General features: G+C 70.4%; 23 protein-coding genes and 1 pseudogene. 20 read left to right on the forward strand and 4 right to left on the reverse strand.

The window, feature by feature from the left end; all coding sequences use genetic code 11:
• Positions 1 to 110: 110 nt before the first annotated feature.
• Entirely contained in the window at positions 111 to 782 is a 672-nt protein-coding gene (locus tag AC0680_RS23985; protein ID WP_478632164.1) for a response regulator, read from the reverse strand.
• A gap of 106 nt (positions 783 to 888) precedes the next feature.
• Positions 889 to 1,821 carry a RecB family exonuclease gene (locus AC0680_RS23990; protein ID WP_478632167.1) on the reverse strand — a complete coding sequence of 311 codons (933 nt, stop codon included), beginning with the start codon at positions 1,819 to 1,821 and terminating at the stop codon, positions 889 to 891.
• A gap of 181 nt (positions 1,822 to 2,002) precedes the next feature.
• Between AC0680_RS23990 and AC0680_RS23995 the strand changes: the two genes are divergently transcribed.
• The 3 genes from AC0680_RS23995 to AC0680_RS24005 all read left to right on the forward strand — a co-directional run bounded on the left by AC0680_RS23995 (position 2,003) and on the right by AC0680_RS24005 (position 5,184).
• Positions 2,003 to 3,265, forward strand: coding sequence for a site-2 protease family protein (locus AC0680_RS23995; protein WP_478632169.1), 1,263 nt, complete (start codon positions 2,003 to 2,005; stop codon positions 3,263 to 3,265).
• A 100-nt stretch (positions 3,266 to 3,365) separates the two neighbouring features.
• A complete protein-coding gene (locus AC0680_RS24000) occupies positions 3,366 to 4,301 on the forward strand; it encodes a tRNA (adenine-N1)-methyltransferase (protein ID WP_384441351.1) in 936 nt (311 codons plus the stop codon).
• A gap of 298 nt (positions 4,302 to 4,599) precedes the next feature.
• Positions 4,600 to 5,184 (forward strand): hypothetical protein, encoded by a 585-nt coding sequence (locus AC0680_RS24005; protein WP_478632172.1) that lies wholly within the window; start codon positions 4,600 to 4,602, stop codon positions 5,182 to 5,184.
• A gap of 45 nt (positions 5,185 to 5,229) precedes the next feature.
• Here the strand turns inward: AC0680_RS24005 and AC0680_RS24010 are convergent, their stop codons facing one another.
• A complete protein-coding gene (locus AC0680_RS24010) occupies positions 5,230 to 5,523 on the reverse strand; it encodes a ferredoxin (protein WP_384441345.1) in 294 nt (97 codons plus the stop codon).
• 249 nt (positions 5,524 to 5,772) lie between these two features.
• Here AC0680_RS24010 and arc point away from each other — a divergent pair, with 249 nt between their 5' ends.
• From arc to prcA, 6 genes and pseudogenes are all read left to right on the forward strand, one after another.
• Entirely contained in the window at positions 5,773 to 7,539 is a 1,767-nt protein-coding gene (gene arc / locus AC0680_RS24015) for a proteasome ATPase (protein WP_384441342.1), read from the forward strand.
• A 277-nt stretch (positions 7,540 to 7,816) separates the two neighbouring features.
• Entirely contained in the window at positions 7,817 to 9,328 is a 1,512-nt protein-coding gene (gene dop, locus AC0680_RS24020; RefSeq protein ID WP_478632176.1) for a depupylase/deamidase Dop, read from the forward strand.
• A gap of 189 nt (positions 9,329 to 9,517) precedes the next feature.
• On the forward strand, positions 9,518 to 9,736 hold the full coding sequence (locus AC0680_RS24025; protein WP_006607619.1) for a ubiquitin-like protein Pup: 219 nt from the start codon (positions 9,518 to 9,520) through the stop codon (positions 9,734 to 9,736).
• Positions 9,737 to 9,941: 205 nt separating this feature from the next.
• A pseudogene (locus tag AC0680_RS24030) lies at positions 9,942 to 10,145 on the forward strand (endonuclease VII domain-containing protein); the annotation flags it as partial.
• Positions 10,097 to 10,942 carry a proteasome subunit beta gene (gene prcB / locus AC0680_RS24035; protein ID WP_384490081.1) on the forward strand — a complete coding sequence of 282 codons (846 nt, stop codon included), beginning with the start codon at positions 10,097 to 10,099 and terminating at the stop codon, positions 10,940 to 10,942. The pseudogene AC0680_RS24030 and the gene prcB, both read left to right, overlap by 49 nt.
• Positions 10,943 to 11,008: 66 nt before the next feature.
• Positions 11,009 to 11,869 carry a proteasome subunit alpha gene (prcA, locus tag AC0680_RS24040; RefSeq protein WP_478632181.1) on the forward strand — a complete coding sequence of 287 codons (861 nt, stop codon included), beginning with the start codon at positions 11,009 to 11,011 and terminating at the stop codon, positions 11,867 to 11,869.
• Positions 11,870 to 11,917: 48 nt separating this feature from the next.
• Here the strand turns inward: prcA and AC0680_RS24045 are convergent, their stop codons facing one another.
• Positions 11,918 to 13,021: a LacI family DNA-binding transcriptional regulator gene (locus AC0680_RS24045; RefSeq protein ID WP_478632183.1), complete on the reverse strand. Its 1,104-nt coding sequence runs from the start codon at positions 13,019 to 13,021 to the stop codon at positions 11,918 to 11,920.
• Positions 13,022 to 13,150: 129 nt separating this feature from the next.
• Between AC0680_RS24045 and AC0680_RS24050 the strand changes: the two genes are divergently transcribed.
• The 11 genes from AC0680_RS24050 to AC0680_RS24100 all read left to right on the forward strand — a co-directional run bounded on the left by AC0680_RS24050 (position 13,151) and on the right by AC0680_RS24100 (position 24,507).
• Positions 13,151 to 14,410: an MFS transporter gene (locus AC0680_RS24050; RefSeq protein ID WP_478632185.1), complete on the forward strand. Its 1,260-nt coding sequence runs from the start codon at positions 13,151 to 13,153 to the stop codon at positions 14,408 to 14,410.
• A gap of 9 nt (positions 14,411 to 14,419) precedes the next feature.
• Complete coding sequence (gene pafA, locus AC0680_RS24055; RefSeq protein WP_384441322.1) at positions 14,420 to 15,781, forward strand: Pup--protein ligase; 1,362 nt, start codon at positions 14,420 to 14,422, stop codon at positions 15,779 to 15,781.
• Positions 15,782 to 15,917: 136 nt separating this feature from the next.
• Positions 15,918 to 16,907 carry an FKBP-type peptidyl-prolyl cis-trans isomerase gene (locus AC0680_RS24060; RefSeq protein ID WP_478632188.1) on the forward strand — a complete coding sequence of 330 codons (990 nt, stop codon included), beginning with the start codon at positions 15,918 to 15,920 and terminating at the stop codon, positions 16,905 to 16,907.
• 68 nt (positions 16,908 to 16,975) lie between these two features.
• The gene (locus tag AC0680_RS24065; protein ID WP_478632191.1) at positions 16,976 to 17,350 is read left to right on the forward strand and encodes an FKBP-type peptidyl-prolyl cis-trans isomerase; all 375 of its coding nucleotides are present in this window, start codon (positions 16,976 to 16,978) and stop codon (positions 17,348 to 17,350) included.
• 144 nt (positions 17,351 to 17,494) lie between these two features.
• Positions 17,495 to 18,463, forward strand: coding sequence for a helix-turn-helix transcriptional regulator (locus AC0680_RS24070; RefSeq protein ID WP_478632194.1), 969 nt, complete (start codon positions 17,495 to 17,497; stop codon positions 18,461 to 18,463).
• Between the two features lie 17 nt (positions 18,464 to 18,480).
• Positions 18,481 to 19,431: a helix-turn-helix transcriptional regulator gene (locus AC0680_RS24075; protein WP_384441310.1), complete on the forward strand. Its 951-nt coding sequence runs from the start codon at positions 18,481 to 18,483 to the stop codon at positions 19,429 to 19,431.
• Positions 19,432 to 19,515: 84 nt separating this feature from the next.
• Positions 19,516 to 19,761, forward strand: coding sequence for a hypothetical protein (locus tag AC0680_RS24080; RefSeq protein ID WP_384441307.1), 246 nt, complete (start codon positions 19,516 to 19,518; stop codon positions 19,759 to 19,761).
• Between the two features lie 16 nt (positions 19,762 to 19,777).
• Complete coding sequence (locus tag AC0680_RS24085) at positions 19,778 to 19,981, forward strand: hypothetical protein (protein ID WP_384441306.1); 204 nt, start codon at positions 19,778 to 19,780, stop codon at positions 19,979 to 19,981.
• Positions 19,982 to 20,212: 231 nt separating this feature from the next.
• The gene (gene tatA / locus AC0680_RS24090; protein ID WP_478632198.1) at positions 20,213 to 20,512 is read left to right on the forward strand and encodes a Sec-independent protein translocase subunit TatA; all 300 of its coding nucleotides are present in this window, start codon (positions 20,213 to 20,215) and stop codon (positions 20,510 to 20,512) included.
• Positions 20,513 to 20,577: 65 nt separating this feature from the next.
• The gene (gene tatC / locus AC0680_RS24095; RefSeq protein ID WP_478632201.1) at positions 20,578 to 21,543 is read left to right on the forward strand and encodes a twin-arginine translocase subunit TatC; all 966 of its coding nucleotides are present in this window, start codon (positions 20,578 to 20,580) and stop codon (positions 21,541 to 21,543) included.
• 144 nt (positions 21,544 to 21,687) lie between these two features.
• Positions 21,688 to 24,507, forward strand: a complete 2,820-nt coding sequence (locus AC0680_RS24100) for a DEAD/DEAH box helicase (protein ID WP_478632204.1) — start codon at positions 21,688 to 21,690, stop codon at positions 24,505 to 24,507.
• Positions 24,508 to 24,520 lie beyond the last annotated feature (13 nt).

Genomic DNA, 24,520 nt, shown 5'->3' on the forward strand with positions numbered 1-24,520 from the left:
AGAAAGACAAACCCCCCCCTGCTCCCGCACACCACCCCCCAGATGGCGGTCCGCCCCCCCCCCCCCCCCCCCCCCCCCCCCCCCCGCCGCCGTATGCGTGCACCAAGGCCTTACTGCGCGCCCGGGCGCACCAGACCGCTCTCGTAGGCGTACACCGCCGCCTGCACCCGGTCGCGCAGCCCCAGCTTCGTCAGTACGTGGCCCACATGCGTCTTGACCGTCGTCTCGCTGACGAACAGATCCGCGGCGATCTCCGCGTTCGACAGCCCGCGCGCCACCAGCTTGAGCACCTCCACCTCGCGCTCGGTGAGGGTGTGCAGGGTGTCCGGCACCGGTTCCTCGCCCGACGTCAGATGCCCGGCGTACTTGTCCAGCAGCCGGCGGGTGATGCTCGGCGCCAGCATCGCCTCGCCCGCCGCCACCACCCGGATCGCCTGCACCAGCTCATGGGCCGGTGCGTCCTTCAGCAGAAAGCCGCTGGCCCCGGCCCGCAGCGCCTCGACGACGTACTCGTCCAGGTCGAACGTCGTGAGCACCAGCACCTTGGCGGGGCCGTCCTTGGCCGGACCGGTGATCTGCCGGGTCGCCTCGACACCGTCCATCCGGGGCATCCGGATGTCCATCAGCACCACGTCGGGCTGCAGCGCCCGCACCTGCTCCAGTGCCTGCAGACCGTCACCGGCCTCCCCGACGACCGCCAGATCCTGCTCCGCCTCCAGAATCATCCGGAATCCCGTACGCAGCAGGGGCTGGTCGTCGACCAGCAGGACGCGGATGGCCACGAGCTCTCCTTCGTTGTGCCCGGACTGGGCCCGGGGTCTGTCCGATGGGTCACGGCCGGGCCCGCGACGCCTGGCCCGGCTCTTCCGGCCCCGGCCCATGGCAGACCTAGATCGTCCCCATTCTGCCCTGCGGCCCCCCGGCGCCGTCCGCCGGGCGCACCTGCAGCGGGTACACCGGGGGAGTGCCGCCGAATTCCGGACAGTGCGCCTGGTGGTCGCACCAGCCGCACAGCTTCGTCGGACGCGGCCGCCAGTCGCCGGTCTCCGTCGCCAGCCGGATCGCCTCCCACAACGCCAGCAACTTCCGCTCCACGCCCCGCAGATCGGCCTCACTCGGGTCGTACGTCAGCACATCGCCGCTGCCCAGATAGACCAGCTGCAGCCGCCGCGGCACCACCCCGCGCAGCCGCCACACCACCAGCGCGTAGAACTTCATCTGGAACAGCGCGCCCTCGGCGAACTGCGGCCGCGGCGCCTTACCGGTCTTGTAGTCGACGATCCGCACCTCGCCCGTCGGCGCGAGATCCACCCGGTCGATGAACCCCCGCAGCCGCAGCCCCGAATCCAGCTCCGTCTCCACATACAGCTCACGGTCGGCCGGCTCCAGCCGCGTCGGATCCTCCAGCGAGAACCACCGCTCGACCAGCGCCTCGGCCTCGGCCAGCCACCCCGCCAGCCGCTCGCCCTCCGCGTCCTGCGCGAACAGCTCCGCCAGCTCCGGCCGCTTCGCCAGCAGCCGCTCCCACTCGCCCGCCACCATCGCCCGCGCCGCGGTCGCCGTACGCTCCGCCGCCGGCGAGTCGAAGAGCCGCTCCAGCACCGCATGCACGACCGTGCCCCGGGTCGCCGCCGCGCTCGGCTTCTCCGGCAGCTTGTCGATCACCCGGAAGCGGTACAGCAGCGGGCACTGCATGAAATCGCCGGCCCGCGACGGCGACAGCGCCATCGGCGGACGTGCCTGCCGGCCCTCGTCCGACCCCGCCGCGGCCGCCTCGGCATCCTGCGTCCCCGCCCCGGCCTGCTCCGTGCTCCATCCCATGCCACCAAACCCTACGGCCCGCCACTGACAAGCGCCGAACGGCCACGAGCGGTAAGGGCCCCGCAGCGGACCGGGCCCGAACGCTCCGCATACCATCGACGCCGGACCCTTTCGCCCTGCATGATCGAGATATCAGGCCGAGCAGGGGCGAATGCCGTATTCGATGAGGGGACGCCACACCGTGGACGACAGCGGGAAGCCGCAGGATCCCGAGGAGTCCGTGCGGCCCCGGCCGCCCGAACCGTCCAAGGGGGACGACGGGCCGAAGGTGACGCCGCCGGGCAAGAAGCCCGGCGGAGGCGGCATCCTGATGGGCCGTCCCTTCGGCGTGCCGGTCTACGTGGCCCCCAGCTGGTTCCTCGTCGCGGCCCTGATCACCTGGGTCTTCGGCGGCCAGCTGGAGCGGGTGCTGCCCGAACTCGGCGCCGCCCGCTACCTGGTCTCGCTCTTCTTCGCCGTCGCCTTCTACGCCTCGGTGCTCGTCCACGAGCTGGCGCACACCGTCGCCGCGCTCCGCTTCAAGCTCCCCGTACGCCGCATCCAGCTGCAGTTCTTCGGCGGCGTCTCGGAGATCGAGAAGGAGACCGAGACGCCCGGCAGGGAGTTCGTCCTCGCCTTCGTCGGCCCCCTGCTCTCGCTCGTCCTCGCCGGCGTCTTCTACGCCGGGATGCACATGGTCGAGCCCGGCACGGTCCCCGGCGTCCTGCTCGCCGGCCTGATGATCTCCAACCTCATCGTCGCGGTCTTCAACCTGCTGCCCGGCCTGCCCCTGGACGGCGGCCGGATGCTGCGCGCCGTCGTGTGGAAGATCACCGGCAATCCCATGCGCGGCACCGTGGCCGCCGCCTGGGTCGGGCGCGCGCTCGCCGTCACCGTCCTCATCGGGCTGCCGCTGCTCACGCACACCGGGGCCCTGGGCAACGACCGGCCCGAGCTCGGCGGCGCCGACTCTCTCACCGACGCCCTGCTCGCCGCGATCCTCGCCGCCATCATCTGGACCGGCGCCGGCAACAGCCTGCGCATGGCCCGGCTGCGCGAGCGCCTCCCGGACCTCACCGCCCGCACCCTGACCCGGCGCGCGGTGCCCGTCGAGACCGCCACGCCGCTCTCCGAGGCGCTGCGCCGCGCCAACGACGCCGGCGCCCGCGCCCTGGTCGTCGTCGACCCGCAGGGCACGCCCACCGCGCTCGTCCGGGAGGCCGCCATCGTCGGCGTCCCCGACCACCGCCGCCCCTGGGTGCCCGTGGGCACCCTCGCCCAGGACCTCAAGGACGGTATGCGGGTCTCCGCCGAGCTCGCCGGCGAGGACCTCCTGGACTACCTGCGAGCCACCCCCGCCACCGAGTACCTCGTCGTCGAGGAGACCGGCGAGATCTACGGCGTCCTGTCCACCGCCGACGTCGAGCGGGCCTTCGTCTCCGCCATGGCCCGCAAGGCGGCCTGACGGGGCCCGGTCCGCCTCCGGGGGCGGCTCGCCCGCCCTGAGCCGCGCCCGGCCCCGCCCACTGGTCCGCGGCGCCCCGACGGGCCGGTAGGCTGGTCACATGTCCGAACCGACCGGTGCCGCCCGCCGTCGCGGGCCCTTCAAGGTCGGGGACCAGGTCCAGCTCACCGACCCCAAGGGACGCCACTACACCTTCACGCTCGAAGAGGGCAAGAGCTTCCACACCCACAAGGGAGCCTTCCCCCACGACGAGCTGATCGGTGCTCCCGAGGGCAGTGTTGTCCGTACCACCGGGAACGTCGCCTACCTTGCGCTGCGCCCGCTGCTCCCCGACTACGTCCTGTCCATGCCCCGCGGCGCCGCCGTGGTCTACCCCAAGGACGCGGGGCAGATCCTGGCGATGGCCGACATCTTCCCCGGCGCCCGCGTCGTCGAGGCCGGTGTGGGCTCCGGCTCGCTCAGCAGCTTCCTGCTGCGCGCCATCGGCGACGACGGCATGCTGCACTCCTACGAGCGCCGCGCCGACTTCGCCGAGATCGCCACCCAGAACGTCGAGCGCTACTTCGGGGGCCCGCACCCCGCATGGACGCTCACCGTCGGTGACCTCCAGGACAACCTCTCCGACACCGACGTCGACCGCGTCATCCTCGACATGCTCGCCCCCTGGGAGTGCCTGGAGGCCGTCTCCAAGGCCCTGGTCCCCGGTGGCATCCTCTGCGCCTACGTCGCCACGACCACGCAGATGGCCCGCACCGTCGAGGCGATCCGCGAGCACGGCACCTTCAACGAGCCGTCGGCCTGGGAGACCATGGTCCGCACCTGGCACGTCGAGGGCCTCGCCGTCCGCCCCGACCACCGCATGATCGGCCACACCGGCTTTCTGCTGACCGCCCGCCGCCTCGCCGACGGCGTCGAGCCCCCGCTGCGCCGCCGCCGCCCCGCCAAGGGCGCGTACGGCGAGGACTACACCGGCCCCGGTGGGCGGGACACCGCCGCCTCCGGGAAGGACCGGGCCGCCGCCGACGGGCGCGACTGACGCCCCACGGCAACCGGCCGGATCGGGCCACCGAACCCACAGGCGCCGCCGACGAGTTCCCCCCACCGGGGAACCGCCGGCGGCGCCCCTGCGTTCACCGGCCAGGGGCCTGCCCGACCCCTACGGGACGCCCGCGCGACGCCCTACGGGACGCCCGCGCGACGCCTCCCTGTGACCCCCGCGTGAGGCCCCATGGGAAACCCGTAAAACTCCGGCCCAGCCGGTTCCTTGCCGCCCCCTCCTGTGGAACGATGCTGGGCACTCCCACCGGCACAGCACTTCACAGGAGTTACCCCGCGTGCAGCCCATGGCAGGCCAGGACCTCTTGCACACCCAGCCGCGCCCCATGCACTGGCTCGCCACCGCCACCGCCGTCTCGGCGGTCGTCGCGGCCGCGTCCCTCGTCCAGCCCCCCGATGCCACCGCCACGCCCGCCCGCGACGCCCGGGCCGGCAAGGCCTCCGCGGCCGCCCCCGACCCGAGCCGGGTGTCCTTCCCCGTCGACTGCGGACCCAGCCGCCTCGACGTGGTGAAGAAGGCCTCCGGCGACCTCGACGGCGACGGTACGACCGAGACCGTCGCGGTGGTCCGCTGCCACAGCGAGACCGGCACTCCGCCCAGCGGTGTCTTCGTCCTCGCCCAGCCCACCGACGCGAAGGCCGCACCACGGGTCGTGGCGACGCTCCTCGCGCCCGCGCAGCGGCTCAGCGTCCAGACCCTGGCCCTCAAGGCCGGCGCGGTCTCCACGGAGCTCCTGGGCTACTCCGACCTCGACGTACCGCGCTGCTGCCCGGACGTGCACAAGAACGTCAAGTGGCAATGGCGAGGCGGGAAGTTCGTTCAGAGCGAACTTCCCGCGGCCATGGGTGCCAGGAGTGTCTGACCGGTCACCCGGTGTGCCCGAGGGGAGCGTTCCGCTCCCTGAGGGCTACTCCGCGTCCGGTCCGTAGACCTCGACGAGGTCGTTCACGCGGCGGACGTGGATGCAGTCCCCCGGGCACTCCTTCGCGGAGTCCCGCACGTCGGCGAGCAGCTTCAGCGGGACGGGCGTTGTGGCCCCCTTCTCCTGCAGCAGCTCGTCGTCGGCGCTCTTCACATAGGCCAGACCGTCGATATCGAGCTCGAAGACCTCCGGCGCGTACTGCGCGCAGATGCCGTCCCCGGTGCACAGGTCCTGGTCGATCCAGACTTCCAGCTCCGGGGCTTCGTCCTGTGCGGTCATCTCGCCTGCCGTTCCTGCGTACGTGAACCGTTTTTGTCTAAGTGGCGCCAGCCCTGACGGGTGTTGACCGACTCGACGATACAACCGCTCGCTTTCCGATGTTGATGGGTGGGTATTCCCTTGGCGTGAGGACGTGCGCAAGGGTGAAGATCGGACACACCCCGACAGTCTTTTCGATCTAGGGGTTTCAACCTGCACCGGCCCAGGTAGGGTCAGGAAGCGTCCAGCTCCTTGGAGGAGGTGAGGACCGTGGCAGCCCACGACGACGACATCAACCGCGGCATCCGGCCGGGGCGGGGGTCTGAAGATCCCGCCGGTCAGGTTGCCTATCTCGAGCAGGAGATCGCCGTCCTGCGACGCAAGCTCGCCGACTCTCCGCGTCACACGAGGATTCTCGAAGAGCGGATCGTCGAGCTGCAGACCAACCTGGCCGGCGTCTCGGCGCAGAACGAGCGTCTCGCCAATACTCTCCGCGAGGCCCGCGACCAGATCGTCGCCCTCAAGGAAGAGGTCGACCGGCTGGCACAGCCGCCGGCCGGCTTCGGTGTCTTCCTGCAGGCGAACGAGGACGGCACGGTCGACATTTTCACCGGAGGCAGAAAACTCCGGGTCAATGTCAGCCCGAGCGTGGAGTCGGAGGACCTCAGGCGCGGCCAGGAGGTCATGCTCAACGAAGCGCTCAACGTGGTCGAGGCCATGGAGTACGAGAGCGCCGGCGACATCGTCACCCTCAAGGAGATCCTCGAGGACGGCGAGCGCGCCCTGGTCATCGGGCACACCGACGAGGAGCGGGTGGTGAGGCTCGCCGAGCCGCTGCTGGACACCACCATCCGCCCCGGCGACGCCCTGCTCCTCGAACCCCGCTCCGGCTACGTCTACGAAGTCATCCCCAAGAGCGAGGTCGAGGAACTGGTCCTCGAAGAGGTCCCGGACATCGACTACACCAAGATCGGCGGTCTGGGTGGCCAGATCGAGCTGATCCGGGACGCGGTCGAGCTCCCGTACCTCTACCCCGACCTCTTCAAGGAGCACGAACTGCGCCCGCCCAAGGGCGTCTTGCTCTACGGCCCGCCCGGCTGCGGCAAGACGCTCATCGCCAAGGCGGTCGCCAACTCCCTTGCCAAGAAGGTCGCCGAGGTGACCGGGCAGCCCGCGGGGAAGAGCTTCTTCCTCAACATCAAGGGCCCCGAGCTGCTCAACAAGTACGTCGGTGAGACCGAGCGGCACATCCGGCTGGTCTTCCAGCGCGCCAGGGAGAAGGCCAGCGAGGGCACCCCCGTCATCGTCTTCTTCGACGAGATGGACTCCCTCTTCCGGACCCGGGGGTCCGGAGTCAGCTCGGACGTGGAGAACACCATCGTCCCCCAGCTGCTCTCCGAGATCGACGGTGTCGAAGGCCTCGAAAACGTGATCGTGATCGGCGCCTCGAACCGCGAGGACATGATCGACCCGGCGATCCTGCGCCCCGGCCGCCTCGATGTGAAGATCAAGATCGAGCGCCCGGACGCGGAGGCCGCCAAGGACATCTTCTCGAAGTACCTCACGGAGAATCTCCCGCTGCACGCCGACGACCTCGCCGAACACGGCGACTCGCGCAAGGCGGCGGTCAGCGGAATGATTCAGTCCGTCGTCGAGCAGATGTACGCGGAATCCGAGGAGAACCGCTTCCTGGAGGTCACCTACGCCAACGGTGACAAGGAAGTCCTCTATTTCAAGGACTTCAACTCCGGTGCGATGATCGAAAACATCGTAGGACGCGCAAAGAAGATGGCCATCAAGGCCTTCCTCGAACACAATCAGAAGGGTCTGCGGGTCTCCCACCTCCTCCAGGCGTGCGTGGACGAGTTCAAGGAGAACGAGGACCTGCCCAACACCACCAACCCGGACGACTGGGCCCGGATCTCCGGAAAGAAGGGCGAGCGGATCGTATACATCCGCACCCTGGTCACCGGAAAGCAGGGCGCCGACACCGGCCGTTCCATCGACACGGTGGCGAATACCGGCCAATACCTGTAACACCGCTCTCCGGCTGCGGATGTCCTGCACGGGGCGTCCGCAGCCGGACGCATTTCCGGGAGCATCGCCGACGCTCCCGATAAAGAGCGCGATGGACCAGGGAAAACCGGACTGGAGCAATGACTGTAATGATCTCCCCAGCGCCGCAAAGGCGTTCTAGGCTCTTCGGTACCGCTGCGTCACGCTGTGCGGGCGTGGGGCACGCACACGGAACGCAGACTCAGCGGTACTTGAGCGCCGACCCCATCCGGGGGCGCCGCCGGGCAAGGAGGGCCGCATGACCGTACGGCGAGTAATGGGAATCGAGACGGAGTACGGGATCTCCGTCCCCGGCCACCCGAACGCCAATGCCATGCTCACCTCATCCCAGGTAGTCAACGCCTACGCGGCCGCGATGCACCGGGCACGCCGTGCCCGCTGGGATTTCGAGGAGGAGAACCCGCTGCGGGACGCCCGCGGCTTCGACCTCGCACGTGAGAACGCCGACGCCAGCCAGCTCACCGACGAGGACATCGGCCTGGCCAATGTGATCCTCACGAACGGTGCCAGGCTCTACGTCGACCACGCACACCCCGAATACAGCGCCCCCGAGGTCACCAATCCGCGTGACGCCGTCCTGTGGGACAAGGCCGGCGAGCGGATCATGGCCGAGGCCGCCGAGCGGGCCGCCCAGGTGCCCGGCGCCCAGCCCATCCACCTCTACAAGAACAACACCGACAACAAGGGCGCCTCCTACGGCACGCACGAGAACTACCTGATGAAGCGGGACACCCCCTTCTCGGACATCGTGCGGCACCTGACGCCGTTCTTCGTCTCCCGCCAGGTCGTCACCGGCGCCGGCCGGGTCGGTATCGGCCAGGACGGCCACGAGCACGGCTTCCAGATCAGCCAGCGCGCCGACTACTTCGAGGTGGAGGTCGGCCTGGAGACGACCCTCAAGCGGCCCATCATCAACACCCGCGACGAACCGCACGCCGACGCGGAGAAGTACCGGCGGCTACACGTGATCATCGGCGACGCGAACCTCTCCGAGATCTCCACCTACCTCAAGCTGGGCACCACCGCCCTGGTGCTGTCCATGATCGAGGACGGCTTCATCGCCGTCGACCTCGCCGTCGAGCAGCCCGTACGCACCCTCCATCAGGTCTCGCACGACCCCACCCTGCAACACCTGATCACCCTCCGCAGCGGCCGTTCGCTCACCGCCGTACAGCTCCAGATGGAGTACTTCGAGCTGGCCCGCAAATACGTCGAGGACCGCTACGGAGCGGATGCGGACGAGCAGACCAAGGACGTCCTCACCCGGTGGGAGGACGTGCTCGGCCGGCTGGAGAACGATCCGATGAGCCTGTCCGGCGAGCTCGACTGGGTCGCCAAGCGCGAGCTCATGGAGGGCTACCGCCGCCGGGACGGCCTGGACTGGGACGCGGCCCGGCTCCACCTCATCGACCTGCAGTACGCCGACGTACGCCCCGAGAAGGGCCTGTACAACCGTCTGGCGGCCCGCGGGAAGATGAAGCGGCTCCTGGACGAGCCCGACGTCCAGCGCGCCCAGCAGAAGCCCCCAGAGGACACCAGGGCGTATTTCCGCGGCCGCTGCCTGGAGCAGTACGCGGACGACGTCGCGGCCGCCTCGTGGGATTCGGTCATTTTCGATCTGCCCGGTCGTGACTCCCTGCAGCGGGTTCCCACGCTGGAGCCGCTGCGCGGGACCCGCAGGCACGTCAAGGAGCTCCTGGACCGCTGCCGTACCGCAGAGGAGCTGGTGAGGACGCTTTCCGGCCGCTGATGCACGGCAGGTGCACGACAGATTTCGCGGCGATCCACAGCTGCTTCGCGGCTGAAATCGCCGCGATGCGGGAATCATCGAGGTGACTCCCGGGCGTTGCAGCAAGTGCAGGGCCGATGTCGGGCCCTGCTTGTAGGGTCGGATCTTGAAGGTCACATCGAGCGGGGCGAACCGAGCGGGGTGAGGGATATGGCGACCAAGGACAGCGGCGGCGGACAGGCCAAGGCCACGCGTTCCACGGAAGAGGTCGAGGAGCAGACACAGGACGCGCAGGCCTCGGAAGACCTCAAGGAACGCCAGGAGAAGCTGAGCGACGACGTGGACTCCGTCCTGGACGAGATCGACGACGTGCTCGAGGAGAACGCCGAGGACTTCGTGCGCTCCTTCGTGCAAAAGGGCGGACAGTAATCACGTACGTGAACGAGGGGGGCGAAGCGCCGGACCGGACGTGAGCGAGTGCTGCCACTCGCTCCGTTCGTGGCGGATCGCCATCGGCGTGACGGGCTCCAGGGGTGATGTCGGCGGTGGGCGGCCGGGCGTTCGGCCGCCACCGCCGGCATCGCCGACGCCGAGCACGCCGCGCTGAAACACGGAGCGGCGCCGGATGTACGTGATCTGCCTGGATGCCGACCCCGTACATGTGGATCACGATCACGAGGCGGGTAAGGTCCGAGGCGTACTGTGCTTCAGTTGCAACGCAGCCTTGGGCCAATTCAAGGATCGGCCGGACGTCTTGAGGCGGGCGGCCGAGTATCTGGAAGGAATCGTGTGGAAGCCAACACTCGAAGCACCGGGCGTCTACCAGCTGCCTTCCTGACGCCTGGATCCTCGTCGTTCATGGACTTTCTCGGGGCGCACTCGCCCGAGCTGCTGCCCGGCAACCGACCGTTGCCGCCGGTGCAGGGTGCCATCGAGGCGCCGCACGGCACGACGATCGTGGCCGCGACGTTCTCCGGCGGCGTGGTGCTCGCCGGTGACCGGCGGGCCACGATGGGCAACGTCATCGCGCAGCGGGACATCGAGAAGGTCTTCCCGGCCGACGAGTACAGCGCGGTGGGCATCGCCGGCACGGCCGGCCTCGCGGTCGAGATGGTCAAGCTCTTCCAGCTGGAGCTGGAGCACTTCGAGAAGGTCGAGGGTGCCCAACTCTCCTTGGAGGGCAAGGCGAATCGTCTGTCGACGATGATTCGCAGCAATCTCGGGATGGCCATGCAGGGCCTGGCCGTGGTGCCGCTGTTCGCCGGCTTCGACCTCGACCGCGAGAAGGGCCGGATCTTCTCGTACGACGTGACCGGCGGGCGCTCGGAGGAGCAGGGATTCGCGGCGACGGGGTCCGGCTCGGTCTTCGCGCGCAGTGCGCTGAAGAAGCTGTTCCAGGAGGACTTCACGGAGGATCAGGCCGCCACCGCCGTCGTCCAGGCGCTGTACGACGCCGCCGACGACGACTCGGCGACCGGCGGGCCCGACATGGCCCGGCGGATCTACCCGATCGTCACGGTCATCACCGATGAGGGCTTCAAGAAGCTGGCCGATTCCGAGGTCGCGGAGATCGCCCGTGCGATTCACGAGCGCCGCCTCGACCAGCCCGACGGCCCGCGTGCCGCGCTGCTCTGACGGGACGGATGTTCCGCTATGCATTCGCCACTGAACGAGCTCTTGACAGGAAGGGACGGATAGCCGGTGTCGACGCCGTTCTATGTCTCACCCCAGCAGGCCATGGCCGATCGCGCCGAGTACGCCCGCAAGGGCATCGCGCGCGGCCGCAGTGTCGTGGTGCTGCAGTACACCGACGGCGTGGTCTTCGTCGCCGAGAATCCCTCCCGGGCCCTGCACAAGGTCAGCGAGATCTATGACCGGATCGCCTTCGCGGCGGTCGGGAAGTACAACGAGTTCGAGAACCTGCGGATCGGCGGGGTGCGCTACGCCGATCTGCGGGGCTACACCTACGACCGCGAGGACGTCACCGCGCGCGGCCTGGCCAACGTCTACGCCCAGACGCTCGGCACGATCTTCTCCAGCGCCGCCGAGAAGCCCTACGAGGTCGAGCTGATCGTCGCCGAGGTCGGCAGCGCCCCCGAGGACGACCAGATCTACCGGCTGCCGCACGACGGCTCGATCGTCGACGAGCACGGCTCGGTGGCGGTCGGCGGCAACGCGGACCAGATCAGCAGCTACCTCGACCAGCGCCATCGCGACGGCATGACGCTGTCCGAGGCGCTGAAGCTGGCCGTGGAGTCGCTCTCGCGCGACACCAACGGCGGTGAGCGCACGCTGACCGCCGAGCAGCTGGAGGTCGCCACCCTGGACCGTACGCGGCCCCAGCAGCGCAAGTTCAAGCGGATCCTGGGCCGTCAGCTGTCCCGTCTGCTGGAGGGCGGCGGCGAGGCGGGTGCCGAGGAGCCGGCGGCGGACGCCGACGCGGCGGCAGGCGAGTCCGGGGCCGCCCCGGAGGAGAGCGGCACCAAGGGCGCCAAGGGCAAGGGAGCCAAGGGCCAGGACGGTACGGACAAGGACGGTCCCGAAGGGGAGCCGCTGCTCTGACGTACCGCTTCCGGGCCGGTGGTCCGGATCGCGCGCCCCGGTGGGTCATCACCCGCCGGGGCGCGCGGCGTTGTCGCCGGCCGCCGCCGGGGCGGTGGAGCCGCGGGTGACCAGCTCCACCGGCAGGGTGGGGGACGGTTCGGGGCGGCCGTCGAGCACAGCCATCAGCGCCCGCATACCGGCCTCGCCGAACTCCTCGGCGGGCAGCCTTACGGTCGTCAGCTCCGGCTCGACGGCGAGTGCGAGGGCGAGATCGTCGAATCCGGTGACGGAGACGTCCTCGGGGACCCGTAGGCCGAGGCGCCGGACGGCCTTGCAGGCGCCCGCGGCGATGATGTCGTCGTCGCAGAGCAGGGCCGTGGGGCGGGGGCCGGGGCCGGTCAGGGCGGCATGCGCGGCGCGCAGTCCGGCGTCGACGCCGAGAGCGGCCGGCTCGCGGCGCAGCAGCGCGCCGGGGACGCCGTCGAGGGCCGCGGAGACGGCGCGGGCGCGTACGTCGAAGGTCCAGGAGTCCACCGCGGCCGCGAGGTGGGTGATGCGGCGGTGGCCGAGGGCGAGCAGATGGCCGGTCAACTGCCGTACGCCGTCGGCGATATCGAGGTTGACGGTGGCCGAGGCCCGGTCGTCTCCGGGGTCGCTGTCGAGCATGACCAGCGGCAGGCCGGCGGTGCGCAGGGCGGTGAGCGCCTCGGCGGCCATGGAGGAGGCGAGCACGCCGTCGAGGGTGGCCGCGGCGGAGTCGAAGGGGTCGCGCGCGGGGCCCACGCCCTCGGGCGAGGGGTACAGGACGACGCCGAAGCCGTGGTCGGCGGCGATCCGGGCCGCGCCGGTGTAGACCCGGGCGAAGAATTCGGTGGTCAGGGCGGGAACGACGAGGAGCACGGTGCGGGTGCGGCCCATCCGCAGGCTGCGGGCGGCGAGGTTGGGGCGGTAGCCCAGTTCGCGGGCGGCGGTGCGCACCGCCTCGGCCTTGCCGGGGGAGACCCGGCCCTGCCACTTGTCGCCGAGGACGAGGGAGACGGCGGCCTGGGAGACCCCGGCGGCGCGGGCCACGTCCCGGCTGGTGGCCGGGCGACCAGGGCGCGCGGCGCCGACCGCTCCGGGGGAGCCGGCGCTCGTACCGGGGGATGGCGTGGCCTCGTTGCTGGTCACCGGGTGCTTCACTCCTCGCTTTCGGCCGCTGCGGGGTGGACCGCGGGTTGTCGCCATGGTACGTATAACGACGAAGGTTATACGTAACACGTGCGCACGTTCGATTGGTCCGGACGGAAAGGAGCGGCGATGGCCGCGGGATATGCGGAGCTGCTCAGGACCCGTTACGCGGTCCGGCTGCTGACGGGGACCCTTGTCGGCAGACTGCCGAACGCCACCGCGGCGCTGGCCGTGGTGCTGTTCGTACGCGCCGAGGGCGGCGGATACGCGCTGGCCGGCGCGCTCTCCGCGGTCTACGGAGTGTGTACCGCCATCGGCCAGCCGCTGCTCGGCCGGGCCGTGGACGTCTACGGCCAGCCCCGGGTGATGCTGCCCGCCGCGGTGCTCTCCGCCCTCGGGATGGCGCTGCTGGCGGTCGTCGGCCTGGAGGTGCTGTGGCTGTCCTACGCCGCCATGGTGATCGCCGGAGTCTTCACCCCGCCCCTGGAGGGCGGTCTGCGGGCGCTGTGGCCGGGGGTGCTCCGGCGCGCGGACCAGGTGCACGCCGCGTACGCGCTGGACGCGGTGGCGCAGGAAGTCATGTTCGCGGTGGGGCCGTTGCTGGTGACGCTGTGCGTGGCGGTCTGGTCGGCGGGGGCCGCGCTCCTGGTCATCAACGCGATGGGGGTGCTCGGCGCGCTCTCCGTCGTGGTCTCCGAGCCGTCCCGGCGGTGGCGCAGCGCGCCGCGGGAGGCGCACTGGCTGGGGGCCCTGCGCTCGGCGGGGATGCTGGTGCTGATCGGGGCGTTCTTGTTCGTGGGGCTGGCACTGGGGTCGATAGCGGTCGCGGCGGTGGCGTACGCCGACGAGCACGGCGGCGGGATGATCTCCAGCTGGCTGCTCTCCGCGCTGGGCGCGGGCGCACTGCTCGGTGGCATCGTCTACGGAGCGCGGCAGTGGCCGGGACAGCCGGAGGGGCGGCTGCGGCTGCTCGTCGCGCTGCTGGCACTGGGGTATCTGCCGCTGGCGCTGGTGCCCGGTGTGGCCGGGATGACGGCGCTGACGGGGGCGGCCGGGGTGTTTCTGGCGCCGGCGCTGGCCTGCGCGTTCGTGGTCGTGGACCGGCATGCGCCCAAGGGGACGGTGACGGAGGCGTTTTCGTGGCTGGTGACGACGTTCGGGGTCGGTTCGGCCGTGGGCGCCTCGGTGGCCGGCCCGGCGGTGGAGGCCGGCGGTGCGGCGGCGGGATTCGCCGTGGCCGGGGCGGGTGGTCTCGCCGCGTTGTCCGTCCTTTTGTCGACGAAGCGATTTCTCGGGGAGCCCCGGCCGCGTACGACGGAGGCGGCTCCGGCGGAAAATGATCGAAACGGGGCCGTCGAACCCGGTTTCAGAGCAGGCCGTCAGGCGTAATGTTCAGTCATGGACCGCCGCATTTTCGGGCTGGAGAACGAGTACGGCGTCACGTGCACGTTCAGGGGACAGCGCCGACTGTCGCCTGACGAAGTGGCGCGGTACCTCTTCCGCCGTGTCGTGTCATGGGGCCGCAGCAGCAATGTCTTCCTGCGGAACGGCGCCCGCCTGTACTTGGACGTGGGTTCGCACCCGGAATACGCAACTCCCGAGTGCGACAACGTGACCGAGCTGGTCACCCACGACAAGGCCGGCGAGCGCATTCTCGAGGGCCTGCTCGTCGACGCCGAGCGCCGCCTGCATGAGGAGGGAATCGCGGGCGACGTCTATCTCTTCAAGAACAACACCGATTCGGCGGGAAACTCCTACGGCTGCCACGAGAATTATCTCGTCGCCCGCCACGGCGAGTTCTCCCGGCTCGCGGACATCCTCATTCCGTTCCTCGTCACCCGTCAGCTGCTGTGCGGCGCGGGCAAGGTGCTGCAGACCCCGCGGGGCGCGGTCTACTGCGTCAGCCAGCGCGCGGAGCACATCTGGGAGGGCGTCTCCTCGGCGACCACCCGCTCCCGTCCGATCATCAACACCCGGGACGAGCCGCACGCGGACGCCGAGCGCTACCGCCGGCTGCACGTCATCGTCGGCGACTCCAACATGTCCGAGACGACGATGATGCTCAAGGTGGGCGCCACGGATCTCGTCCTGCGCATGATCGAGGCGGGCACGGTCATGCGCGATCTGACGCTGGAGAACCCGATCCGGGCCATCCGCGAGGTCAGCCACGACATCACCGGCCAGCGCAAGGTGCGGCTGGCCAGCGGGCGCGAGGCGTCGGCGCTCGAAGTCCAGCAGGAGTACTACGAAAAGGCCGTGGATTTCTGCGAACGCCGCGGAATCCGTACGGGCCTCGTCGAGCGGGTCCTGGAGCTGTGGGGCCGGACGCTGGAGGCGATCCGGGACGAGGATCTCGACCGGATCTCCACCGAGATCGACTGGGTGATGAAACATCATCTGATCGAGCGTTACCGCGCAAAGAACAACATCACCATGTCCCATCCGCGCGTGGCGCAGATAGACCTCGCGTATCACGACATTCACCGTCGCCGGGGGCTTTACTACCTCCTGGAGCGGAAGGGCCAAGCGGCGCGGATCTGCAATGACTTGAAGATCTTCGAGGGCAAGTCGGTGCCGCCGCAGACGACTCGGGCCCGGCTGCGCGGTGACTTCATTCGCCGGGCCCAGGAACAGCGGCGCGATTTCACCGTCGACTGGGTGCACCTCAAGCTCAATGATCAGGCGCAGCGCACGGTCCTGTGCAAGGACCCGTTCCGTTCGGTGGACGACCGGGTGGAGAAGCTGATCGCCGGGATGTGACCCGCGGGGAAGGGGTGGTGTGCCGGGAGCGGGCAGCTCCCGGCACATCGCTGTGTTGTGCCGGGGGAGGTCCACGGGGACAGGTCGTAGAGTGGCTGGCATTGCCCACCTTCCCCACAAGCCCCGAGATGGACACATGAACCTCACGAAGAACACCTGTCGCGCCGCTGCGGCTGCGCTGACCGTGCCCCTCCTGCTGTTCACCGCCGCCTGCGGGTCCGACGACGGCAAGGGCTCGTCCGGCGAGGCCGTCGTCAAGGTCGAGGGCAAGGCGGGGGCGCAGCCCAAGATCACCGTGCCCAAGGGCGCCAAGCCGTCCGACACGGCCGTCACCAAGACCCTGATCAAGGGGGACGGCGCGGTCGTCAAGAAGGGGGACCTGGTCCGGCTGGACTTCTCCGCGGAGTCGATGAAGGGCCAGAAGCTCGGCAGCACCTGGACGCCGCAGCCCGGTGGCAAGAAGGGGGCGCCGCGTACCCAGGTCGTCAGCGAGGTCACCGACCAGATGACCCAGCAGATGCTGCCGCCGAAGGTGCTGTCCGCGGTCGCCGGGCAGAAGGTCGGCAGCCGCTTCGAGGTCGAGGGCACCGCCAAGGCGCTGATCGGGGAGGGCCTCAACCCCCAGTCCGGCATCAAGCCGGGGGACGGCCTGGTGTGGGTCGTCGATGTGGTCGGCGCCCAGAAGGTCGACAAGAAGGCGCACGCCGAGGGCGAGCAGGTGGCGCCGGAGAGCGGCATGCCCGAGGTGAAGGCGCCGGACGGCAAGGCCGCGACGATCACCGTCCCCAAGGGTGAGAAGGCTCCCAAGGACCTCAAGGAGCAGGTCCTGATCAAGGGCAAGGGCCGCGAGGTGAAGGCCGGCGACGGGCTGATCGCGCAGTACACCGGGGTGAAGTGGGAGGACGGCAAGAAGTTCGACTCGTCCTGGGACCACGGTGGCGCGACCGCGTTCCAGATCGGCACCGGGCAGGTCGTCCAGGGCTGGGACAAGGCCCTGGTGGGCAAGCACGTCGGTGACCGCGTGGAGATCGTGATCCCGCCGAAGCTGGGTTACGGCGCGAGCCCGCAGCACGAGCTGGCCAAGAACACCCTGGTCTTCTCGGTCGACATCGTCGGCACGGTCTGATCGCGCCCTCGGCGAGATCTGCGAGACTGACCCGGCAATCGTAAAGATTCGTAAGTAGGAGCACATTCGTGAACATCGACAAGCCCGAGATCGACTTTCCTGAGGGCCCGGCTCCCACCGAGCTGGAGATCGTGGACCTGTGGGAGGGCGACGGGGCGGTCGCCAAGGCCGGGGACTTCGTCAAGGTCCACTACGTCGGCGTCGCCTTCAGCTCGGGCGAGGAGTTCGACGCGAGCTGGAACCGCGGCACGCCGCTGGAGTTCCAGCTCGGCGCCGGACAGGTCATCGCCGGCTGGGACCAGGGCGTGCAGGGCATGAAGGTCGGCGGCCGCCGCCGGCTGACCATCCCCGCGCACCTCGCCTACGGCGAGCGCGGCGCCGGCGGCGGCCGCATCGCCCCGGGCGAGACGCTGATCTTCGTCTGCGACCTGGTCGCCGTCTGAGACGGCCGCCGGTCCCGGCCCGGGACCGCGCGCCCGCGAGGCATCCGAGGGCCCGTGCCATCCCTGGCACGGGCCCTCGGCTTTTGCCTGGACCACCCCGAGCGGTACGGTCAACGATCGGGAGTTCAACGAGAAAGGGCGTCGATGGCGATTGCCAAGGCCGAGCGGCTGATGAACCTGGCGCTGTGCCTGCTGGGGACGCGACGCCCGCTGACCAAGCGCGAGCTGAGATCGTCCATCGAGGCCTACATCGAGGCGAGCGGCGACGACTCCTTCAACCGCATGTTCGAGCGGGACAAGGACGATCTGCGCGAGCTCGGCCTGGTCATCGAGACCGTCGAGGGCATCGAGGGCGACATCGGCTACCTCGCCCGCCGCGACAGCAACCGCCTCCCCCCGATCACCCTGGACGCCGAGGAGGCCGCCGCCCTCGGGCTCGCCGCCAAGATCTGGCAGCAGGCCCGGCTGGCCGGCGCCGCCAGCGGCGCGCTGCAGAAGCTGCGCGCGGCCGGGATGCCGCTGGCCGGCGACGGCGAGGACTACGACGCCGGGCAGCCGCACAGCGCCCTGGAACCCCGCATCCCCGCCCACGAGGCCGCCTTCGAGCCGCTGATGCTGGCCTGCCGCGACCGCCGCCCGGTCGTCTTCGACTACCGCAAGTCCACCGCCGCCCACCCCGAGCAGCGGCAGGTCGAACCGTGGATCCTGGAGTGCTGGCGCGGCCACTGGTACCTCGCCGGCTGGGACCGCGACCGCCAGGCCGAGCGGGTCTTCAGGCTCTCCCGGATCACCGGCAAGGTCCGTTCGCGGCAAGGGAAGTTCACCGCCCCGGTGCCCGATCACGTCACGGTCCGCGAGACCGTGGAGAGCTGGGCGGGGGAGACCGCCACCGGCACCGCCAGGATCAAGCTCCGCGCCGAGCACGGCTATCCGCTGCGGGCCCGTGCGCTGACCGTCCGCGATCTGGGCGACGGCTGGGACGAGCTGGAGATCCCCAGCGGCCATGGACTCGACGCCTGGCTCGTGGAGTTCGGGCCCGACGTGGTCGTGCTGGAACCCGCCGAGCTGCGTGCCGAGGTCATCGACCGGCTGCGCGCCGTGGCCAAGGGCTGAGAGGGACGAACGACTCCATGGCTACGAACGCGATCGACCAGACCCGCCGGATGCTGTCGCTGGTGACGTATCTGCGCGAGCGCCCCGGCGCCCGCGTCGGCGACGTCGCCCGCGCCTTCGGCATCACCGAGGACGAGCTGATCGCCGACCTCGACGTACTGCCGATGTGCGGGACGAGCTTCCGCGGCGGCGACCTGCTCGACATCGACACCGACGGCGACCGCATCTGGTGGCACAACCCCGACGATGTCGCCGAGCCGCTGCGGCTGGCCGCCGACGAGGCGACCGCCCTGCTGGTCGCGGCCCGCGCCGTGGCCACCCTGCCCGGGCTGCGCGAGGGCGACCGGCAGGCGCTGCTGCGCGCCACCGCCAAGCTGGAGGCGGCGGCCGGCGAGGCGGCCGGTGCCAGCGCCCGGCTCTCGGTGACCTTCGAGTCCGAGGGCGGGGTCTTCGCCGACGTCGACCGCGCCATCGCCGAGCGGCGCCGGCTGTGGCTGCGCTACTACTCCCCGGCCCGCGACGAGCTGACCGAGCGCGAGGTGGACCCGATCCGGCTCTTCGCGGTCGGCCACACGTACATGGAGGCCTGGTGCCGGCTCTCGGAGGCCCGGCGCACCTTCCGGCTCGACCGGGTCGCCGAGATCAAGCTGCTCGACGCGCCCGCCGATCCGCCGCCGGTCGAACTGCGCGACCTGTCGGAGGGCCTGGTGCAGCCGGCCGCCGAGGACCCCGAGGTGTCCATCGAGGTCGGCCCCGGCGGCCGCTGGGTCGCCGAGTACTACCCGCACGACAGCGCCGAGGAGCTCCCCGACGGCGGGCTGCGCATCACCCTGCGCACCCCCGACCCGGCCTCGTTGCGGCGGCTGGCGCTGCGGCTGGGCAGGGACGGCCGGATCGTGGCGCCGCAGGCGCTCGCGGACAGCGCGCGGCGCGCGGCGGACCAGGCGCTCGCGGCGTACGGCGAGTGAGCGCGCGGCGCGCCGGGATCGCCCGGGGCGTCGGGCTCACCGCGGACCGCGTGCACGGCAGGGAGAAGGAGGAGGCAGCGAAGGATGACGACCATGATGGCGGGCGCAACCGCTCCGGTGCTCTTCAAGGCGGCCTGCCCGGACTGCCGGGGCCGCTTCGAGCTGGCCTCGGACGCCTTCCGGCTGGCGATCGGCGCCAGCAGCCGCACCACCTTCTACTCCTTCACCTGCCCCGACTGCGGACGGGCGGTGCGCAAACCGGCCGGCGAGCGGATCGTGGAGCTGCTCACCGGCGGCGGGGTGCGCACGCTGCGGCTGCACATCGGCTGACCGATAGGCTCGCTCCATGCTCTGGCCCATGATCGCTGTCGCCCTCGGCTTCGCCGGGATCGCCGTGCTCGGCGTCCTCGCCGTCCGCGTCTTCGTCGAGGTACGGCGGCTGGCCCGCCAGGTCGGTGCGACGTCGGAGCGGATCCAGCGGGCCGCCCAGGACCTGGAGCGCGCCGCCACCCCGCTGGCCTCCCGGATGTACGAGGCCGGCCGGGACTGACCTCCGGGGCCGGGACGTCGCCGCGGGCGTCGGCGCTCTGCTGCCGCGCGGGGGTGGAGGGGTAGGCTGATCCGCGGTTCAGACAGCGCGGCGGTCGGGGCAATCGGGAGTATGCAAGGGGATTGCCCGGCGTTCACCACCGAACGTTACGATCGATGCAGCACCAGCACGCCAGTCCGACCCATCGGCAGGCAACCAGCAGACGCCGCCCCGGCGAGAAGGTAGTCGCACATGCTCAGCAACCTGAGGGCCCCCGAGATCATTCTGATCCTCGTTGTCATTGTGCTGCTGTTCGGCGCGAAGAAGCTGCCGGACATGGCGCGTTCGCTCGGCAAGTCCGCTCGCATCCTCAAGAGCGAGGCCAAGGCGATGAAGAAGGACGGCGAGGCGGAGGGCGGTGCCACCACCGGTACGACGTCCGAGGCTTCCTCCGAGGCCGCGCAGCCGGCCCCTCGTACGATCCAGGCGGCTCCCGGTGATGTGAGCAGCTCGCGCCCCGTGGCCGAGCCGAACACCACCAAGCAGAGCTGACCGAACCGATCCAGTCGCACCGGCCCGGGGTCGGTCACGGCTGATGCACGAGACGAGGAAGTGGGTTGCTCAAGTCTGCCCGCAAGCAGGAGAAGGACCCCGAGGGGCGGATGCCGCTCGCGGCGCACCTGCGTGAGCTGCGTAACAGGCTGCTGAAGTCGGTGCTGGCGATGGGTGTGGTCACCGCCGTTGCGATGTGGCAGTACGAGTGGATCGCTCACTTCATCACGGGCCCGGTGATCGACACGGTGGGATGCCCCAAGGGCACCACGGCGGCCGCGCCGCGGGACCATCCGTGCGTCGTGGTCACCGCGAACGGTCTGCTGGCACCGTTCACGATCATGCTCAAGCTCTCCCTCACCACGGGCGTGGTCATCGCCAGCCCGGTGTGGCTCTACCAGCTCTGGGCCTTCCTCGCCCCGGGGCTGCACCGGCACGAGAAGAAGTACGCGCTGAGCTTCGTCGGCGCCGGCGTGCCGCTGTTCCTCGGCGGCGCCTACCTCGCCTACGCGGTGCTGCCGACCACCGCGGGCGCGCTGGTCGGGCTGACGCCCAGCGACTGGGCCAACCAGTTTCCGGCCGACGAGTTCTTCGACATCGTCACGCGCATGGTGCTGGTCTTCGGCCTCGCCTTCGAACTGCCGCTGGTGCTGGTACTGCTCAACTTCGGCGGGGTGCTCACCGGCCGCCGGATCATGAGCTGGTGGCGGTTCATGGTGCTGGGCATCACGATCTTCGCGGCGCTGGCCACGCCGACCGGTGACCCGCTGACCATGGGCCTGCTGGCCGCCCCGATCGTGGTGCTGTACTTCGGTGCCGCCGGCGTCTGCCTGCTCAACGACCGCCGCCGCAGGCTGGGCAACCCGGACGCGGGGCTGAGCGACGACGAGGCCTCCGAGCTGGACCTGACGCCCGAGCGGGTCGGCGAGATCGAGTCGGTGTCGTCCGGGCGGATGCTCCCCGAGCAGGCGGGCGGGGACGCCGGCGAGGGCGGCACGGCGCGTCGCGGCGGCTACGACGACGTGACGTAACGGTTCATGACATGCCGTGACGGCCCCGTGCTCGACGAGCCGGGGCCGTCGCGCTGTGCGGACCCGGGCGTCACATCCGCTCGGTAAAGGCCGCACATAAAGATCGGGTCGTTGTCAGAGGTGGCCGGTAGTCTCGTAAGCACGATGACCGAGGACATGTCCCCTGCTGAGCGCTATGCCGCCGCCAAGCTCCGGGCGGCCGAGCAGGCCACCGCACTCGCCCCGTTCCGAGAGATGTACGACTTCGATCTGGATCCGTTCCAGGTCGAGGCATGCCAGGCCCTGGAGGCCGGAAAAGGCGTGCTGGTCGCGGCCCCCACCGGGTCCGGCAAGACGATCGTCGGCGAATTCGCCGTCCATCTGGCCCTGGAGCAGGGCCGCAAATGCTTCTACACCACGCCCATCAAGGCGCTGTCCAACCAGAAGTTCCAGGATCTGGTCAAGCGTTACGGCGCGGACAAGGTCGGTCTGCTGACCGGCGACAACAGCGTCAACTCCGAGGCGCCGGTGATCGTGATGACCACCGAAGTGCTGCGGAACATGCTGTACTCCGGCTCCCAGTCGCTGGTCGGCCTCGGCTATGTGGTCATGGACGAGGTGCACTACCTCTCCGACCGCTTCCGCGGCGCCGTATGGGAAGAGGTGATCATCCATCTCCCCGAGTCGGTGACGCTGGTGTCACTGTCGGCGACGGTCTCCAACGCCGAGGAGTTCGGCGACTGGCTGGACACGGTCCGTGGCGACACCGCCGTGATCGTCTCCGAGCACCGTCCGGTGCCGCTGTGGCAGCACGTCCTGGCCGGCCGCCGGATCTACGACCTGTTCGAGGAGCGGGACGGCCGGAGCGGCGGTGGCCGCCGCGAGGTCAACCCCGACCTGGAGCGGCTGGCGCGGATGGAGAACAGCCGGCCGACCTTCGGCAGGGACAAGCGCCGGGGCCGCAATCTGCGCGAGGCGGACCGTGAGCGGGAGCGGCGCCAGCGCGCCCGGATCTGGACGCCGAGCCGGCCCGAGGTCATCGACCGCCTGGACAACGAGGGCCTGCTGCCCGCGATCACCTTCATCTTCAGCCGGGCCGGCTGTGAGGCCGCCGTCCAGCAGTGCCTCTATTCGGGACTGCGGCTCAACGACCAGGAGGGCCGTGAGGAGGTCCGCCGCATAGTGGAGGCGCGGACGGCCGGTATCCCGGACACCGATCTCCATGTGCTGGGCTACTACGAGTGGTTGGAGGGCCTGGAGCGGGGCATCGCGGCGCACCACGCCGGCATGCTGCCGACCTTCAAGGAGGTCGTCGAGGAGCTGTTCGTCAAGGGCCTGGTCAAGGCCGTCTTCGCGACCGAGACACTGGCCCTGGGCATCAACATGCCCGCGCGGTCGGTGGTGTTGGAAAAGCTCGTGAAGTGGAACGGCGAGCAGCACGCCGACATCACCCCCGGCGAGTACACCCAGCTGACGGGCCGGGCCGGGCGCCGCGGCATCGACGTCGAGGGCCATGCGGTGGTGCTGTGGCAGCGGGGGATGAACCCCGGTGCGCTGGCCGGCCTCGCCGGGACGCGTACGTATCCGCTGCGTTCCTCCTTCAAGCCGTCGTACAACATGGCGGTCAACCTCGTCTCCCAGTTCGGCCGGCACCGCTCGCGGGAGCTGCTGGAGATGTCCTTCGCACAGTTCCAGGCCGACAAGTCGGTCGTCGGGATATCGCGCCAGGTGCAGAAGAACGAGGAGGGGCTGGCCGGCTACCGCGGCTCGATGACCTGCCATCTCGGCGACTTCGAGGAGTACTCCCGGCTGCGGCGGGAGCTGAAGGACCGGGAGACGGAGCTGGCCAAGCAGGGCGCGGCACAGCGGCGGGTGGCCGCCGCGGCCGCCCTGGAGAAGCTCAAGCCCGGCGATGTCATCCATGTGCCCACCGGAAAGTACGCGGGCCTGGCGCTGGTCCTGGACCCCGGCATGCCCTCGGGGCGGACCAACGGCCACCGCGGCTTCGACGCCCAGGACGGCCCGCGGCCGCTGGTGCTGACCGCCGAGCGGCAGGTCAAGCGGCTGGCCTCGATCGACTTCCCGGTGCCGGTCGCGGCGCTGGACCGGATGCGGATCCCCAAGTCGTTCAACGCCCGCAGCCCGCAGTCGCGCCGCGATCTGGCGTCCGCGCTGCGGACGAAGGCGGGCCATATGGTGCCGTCGCGGCATCGCAGGCCCCGTTCGGAGGCGGCCGACGACCGCGAGATCGCCCGGCTCCGTACGGAGCTGCGCGCGCACCCCTGCCATGGCTGCGACGAGCGCGAGGACCACGCCCGCTGGGCGGAGCGCTACCACCGGCTGCTGCGCGACACCCGCCAGTTGGAGCGCCGGATCGAGGGCCGGACGAACACCATCGCCCGTACCTTCGACCGGATCTGCGCGCTGCTGACCGAGCTGGACTACCTCGAAGGCGACACGGTCACCGACGAGGGACGACGGCTGGCCCGGCTCTACGGCGAGCTGGATCTGCTGGCGAGCGAGTGCCTGCGCGACGGCGTCTGGGAGGGACTCGGCCCGGCGGAGCTGGCGGCCTGCGCCTCGGCGCTGGTGTACGAGGCGCGGCAGGCGGACGACGCGGCGGCGCCCAAGCTGCCGTCCGGCAAGGCCCGGGACGCCCTGGGGGAGATGGTCCGCATCTGGGGCCGGCTGGACGCCCTGGAGGAGGACCACAAGATCAGCCAGGCGGAGGGCGTCGGCCAGCGCGAGCCGGACCTCGGCTTCGCCTGGGCGGCTTACCGCTGGGCCTCCGGCTTCGGCCTCGACGAGGTGCTCCGCGAGGCCGAGATGCCGGCCGGCGACTTCGTCCGCTGGTGCAAGCAGCTGGTCGACATCCTCGGCCAGATAGCGGCGGCCGCCCCGCCCGAGGGCTCGGTGGCGCGGACGGCCCGCCGGGCGATGGACGGTGTGCTGCGGGGCGTGGTGGCGTACTCGTCCGTGGGCTGACCGGCAGGCCCCG

Source organism: Streptomyces sp. NPDC043738, from assembly GCF_056436545.1.

What these genes read in the sequence shown, in the direction of transcription:
- AC0680_RS24080 (WP_384441307.1), top strand. Translation starts at nt 19,516, where the DNA reads ATGACGACCATGATGGCGGGCGCAACCGCTCCGGTGCTCTTCAAGGCG.
- AC0680_RS24085 (WP_384441306.1), top strand. Translation starts at nt 19,778, where the DNA reads ATGCTCTGGCCCATGATCGCTGTCGCCCTCGGCTTCGCCGGGATCGCC.
- AC0680_RS24010 (WP_384441345.1), bottom strand. Translation starts at nt 5,523, where the DNA reads ATGACCGCACAGGACGAAGCCCCGGAGCTGGAAGTCTGGATCGACCAG.
- AC0680_RS24070 (WP_478632194.1), top strand. Translation starts at nt 17,495, where the DNA reads ATGGCGATTGCCAAGGCCGAGCGGCTGATGAACCTGGCGCTGTGCCTG.
- AC0680_RS24000 (WP_384441351.1), top strand. Translation starts at nt 3,366, where the DNA reads ATGTCCGAACCGACCGGTGCCGCCCGCCGTCGCGGGCCCTTCAAGGTC.
- AC0680_RS24060 (WP_478632188.1), top strand. Translation starts at nt 15,918, where the DNA reads ATGAACCTCACGAAGAACACCTGTCGCGCCGCTGCGGCTGCGCTGACC.
- dop (WP_478632176.1), top strand. Translation starts at nt 7,817, where the DNA reads ATGACCGTACGGCGAGTAATGGGAATCGAGACGGAGTACGGGATCTCC.
- AC0680_RS23990 (WP_478632167.1), bottom strand. Translation starts at nt 1,821, where the DNA reads ATGGGATGGAGCACGGAGCAGGCCGGGGCGGGGACGCAGGATGCCGAG.
- tatA (WP_478632198.1), top strand. Translation starts at nt 20,213, where the DNA reads ATGCTCAGCAACCTGAGGGCCCCCGAGATCATTCTGATCCTCGTTGTC.
- AC0680_RS24100 (WP_478632204.1), top strand. Translation starts at nt 21,688, where the DNA reads ATGACCGAGGACATGTCCCCTGCTGAGCGCTATGCCGCCGCCAAGCTC.
- AC0680_RS24075 (WP_384441310.1), top strand. Translation starts at nt 18,481, where the DNA reads ATGGCTACGAACGCGATCGACCAGACCCGCCGGATGCTGTCGCTGGTG.
- pafA (WP_384441322.1), top strand. Translation starts at nt 14,420, where the DNA reads ATGGACCGCCGCATTTTCGGGCTGGAGAACGAGTACGGCGTCACGTGC.
- AC0680_RS24025 (WP_006607619.1), top strand. Translation starts at nt 9,518, where the DNA reads ATGGCGACCAAGGACAGCGGCGGCGGACAGGCCAAGGCCACGCGTTCC.
- AC0680_RS24050 (WP_478632185.1), top strand. Translation starts at nt 13,151, where the DNA reads ATGGCCGCGGGATATGCGGAGCTGCTCAGGACCCGTTACGCGGTCCGG.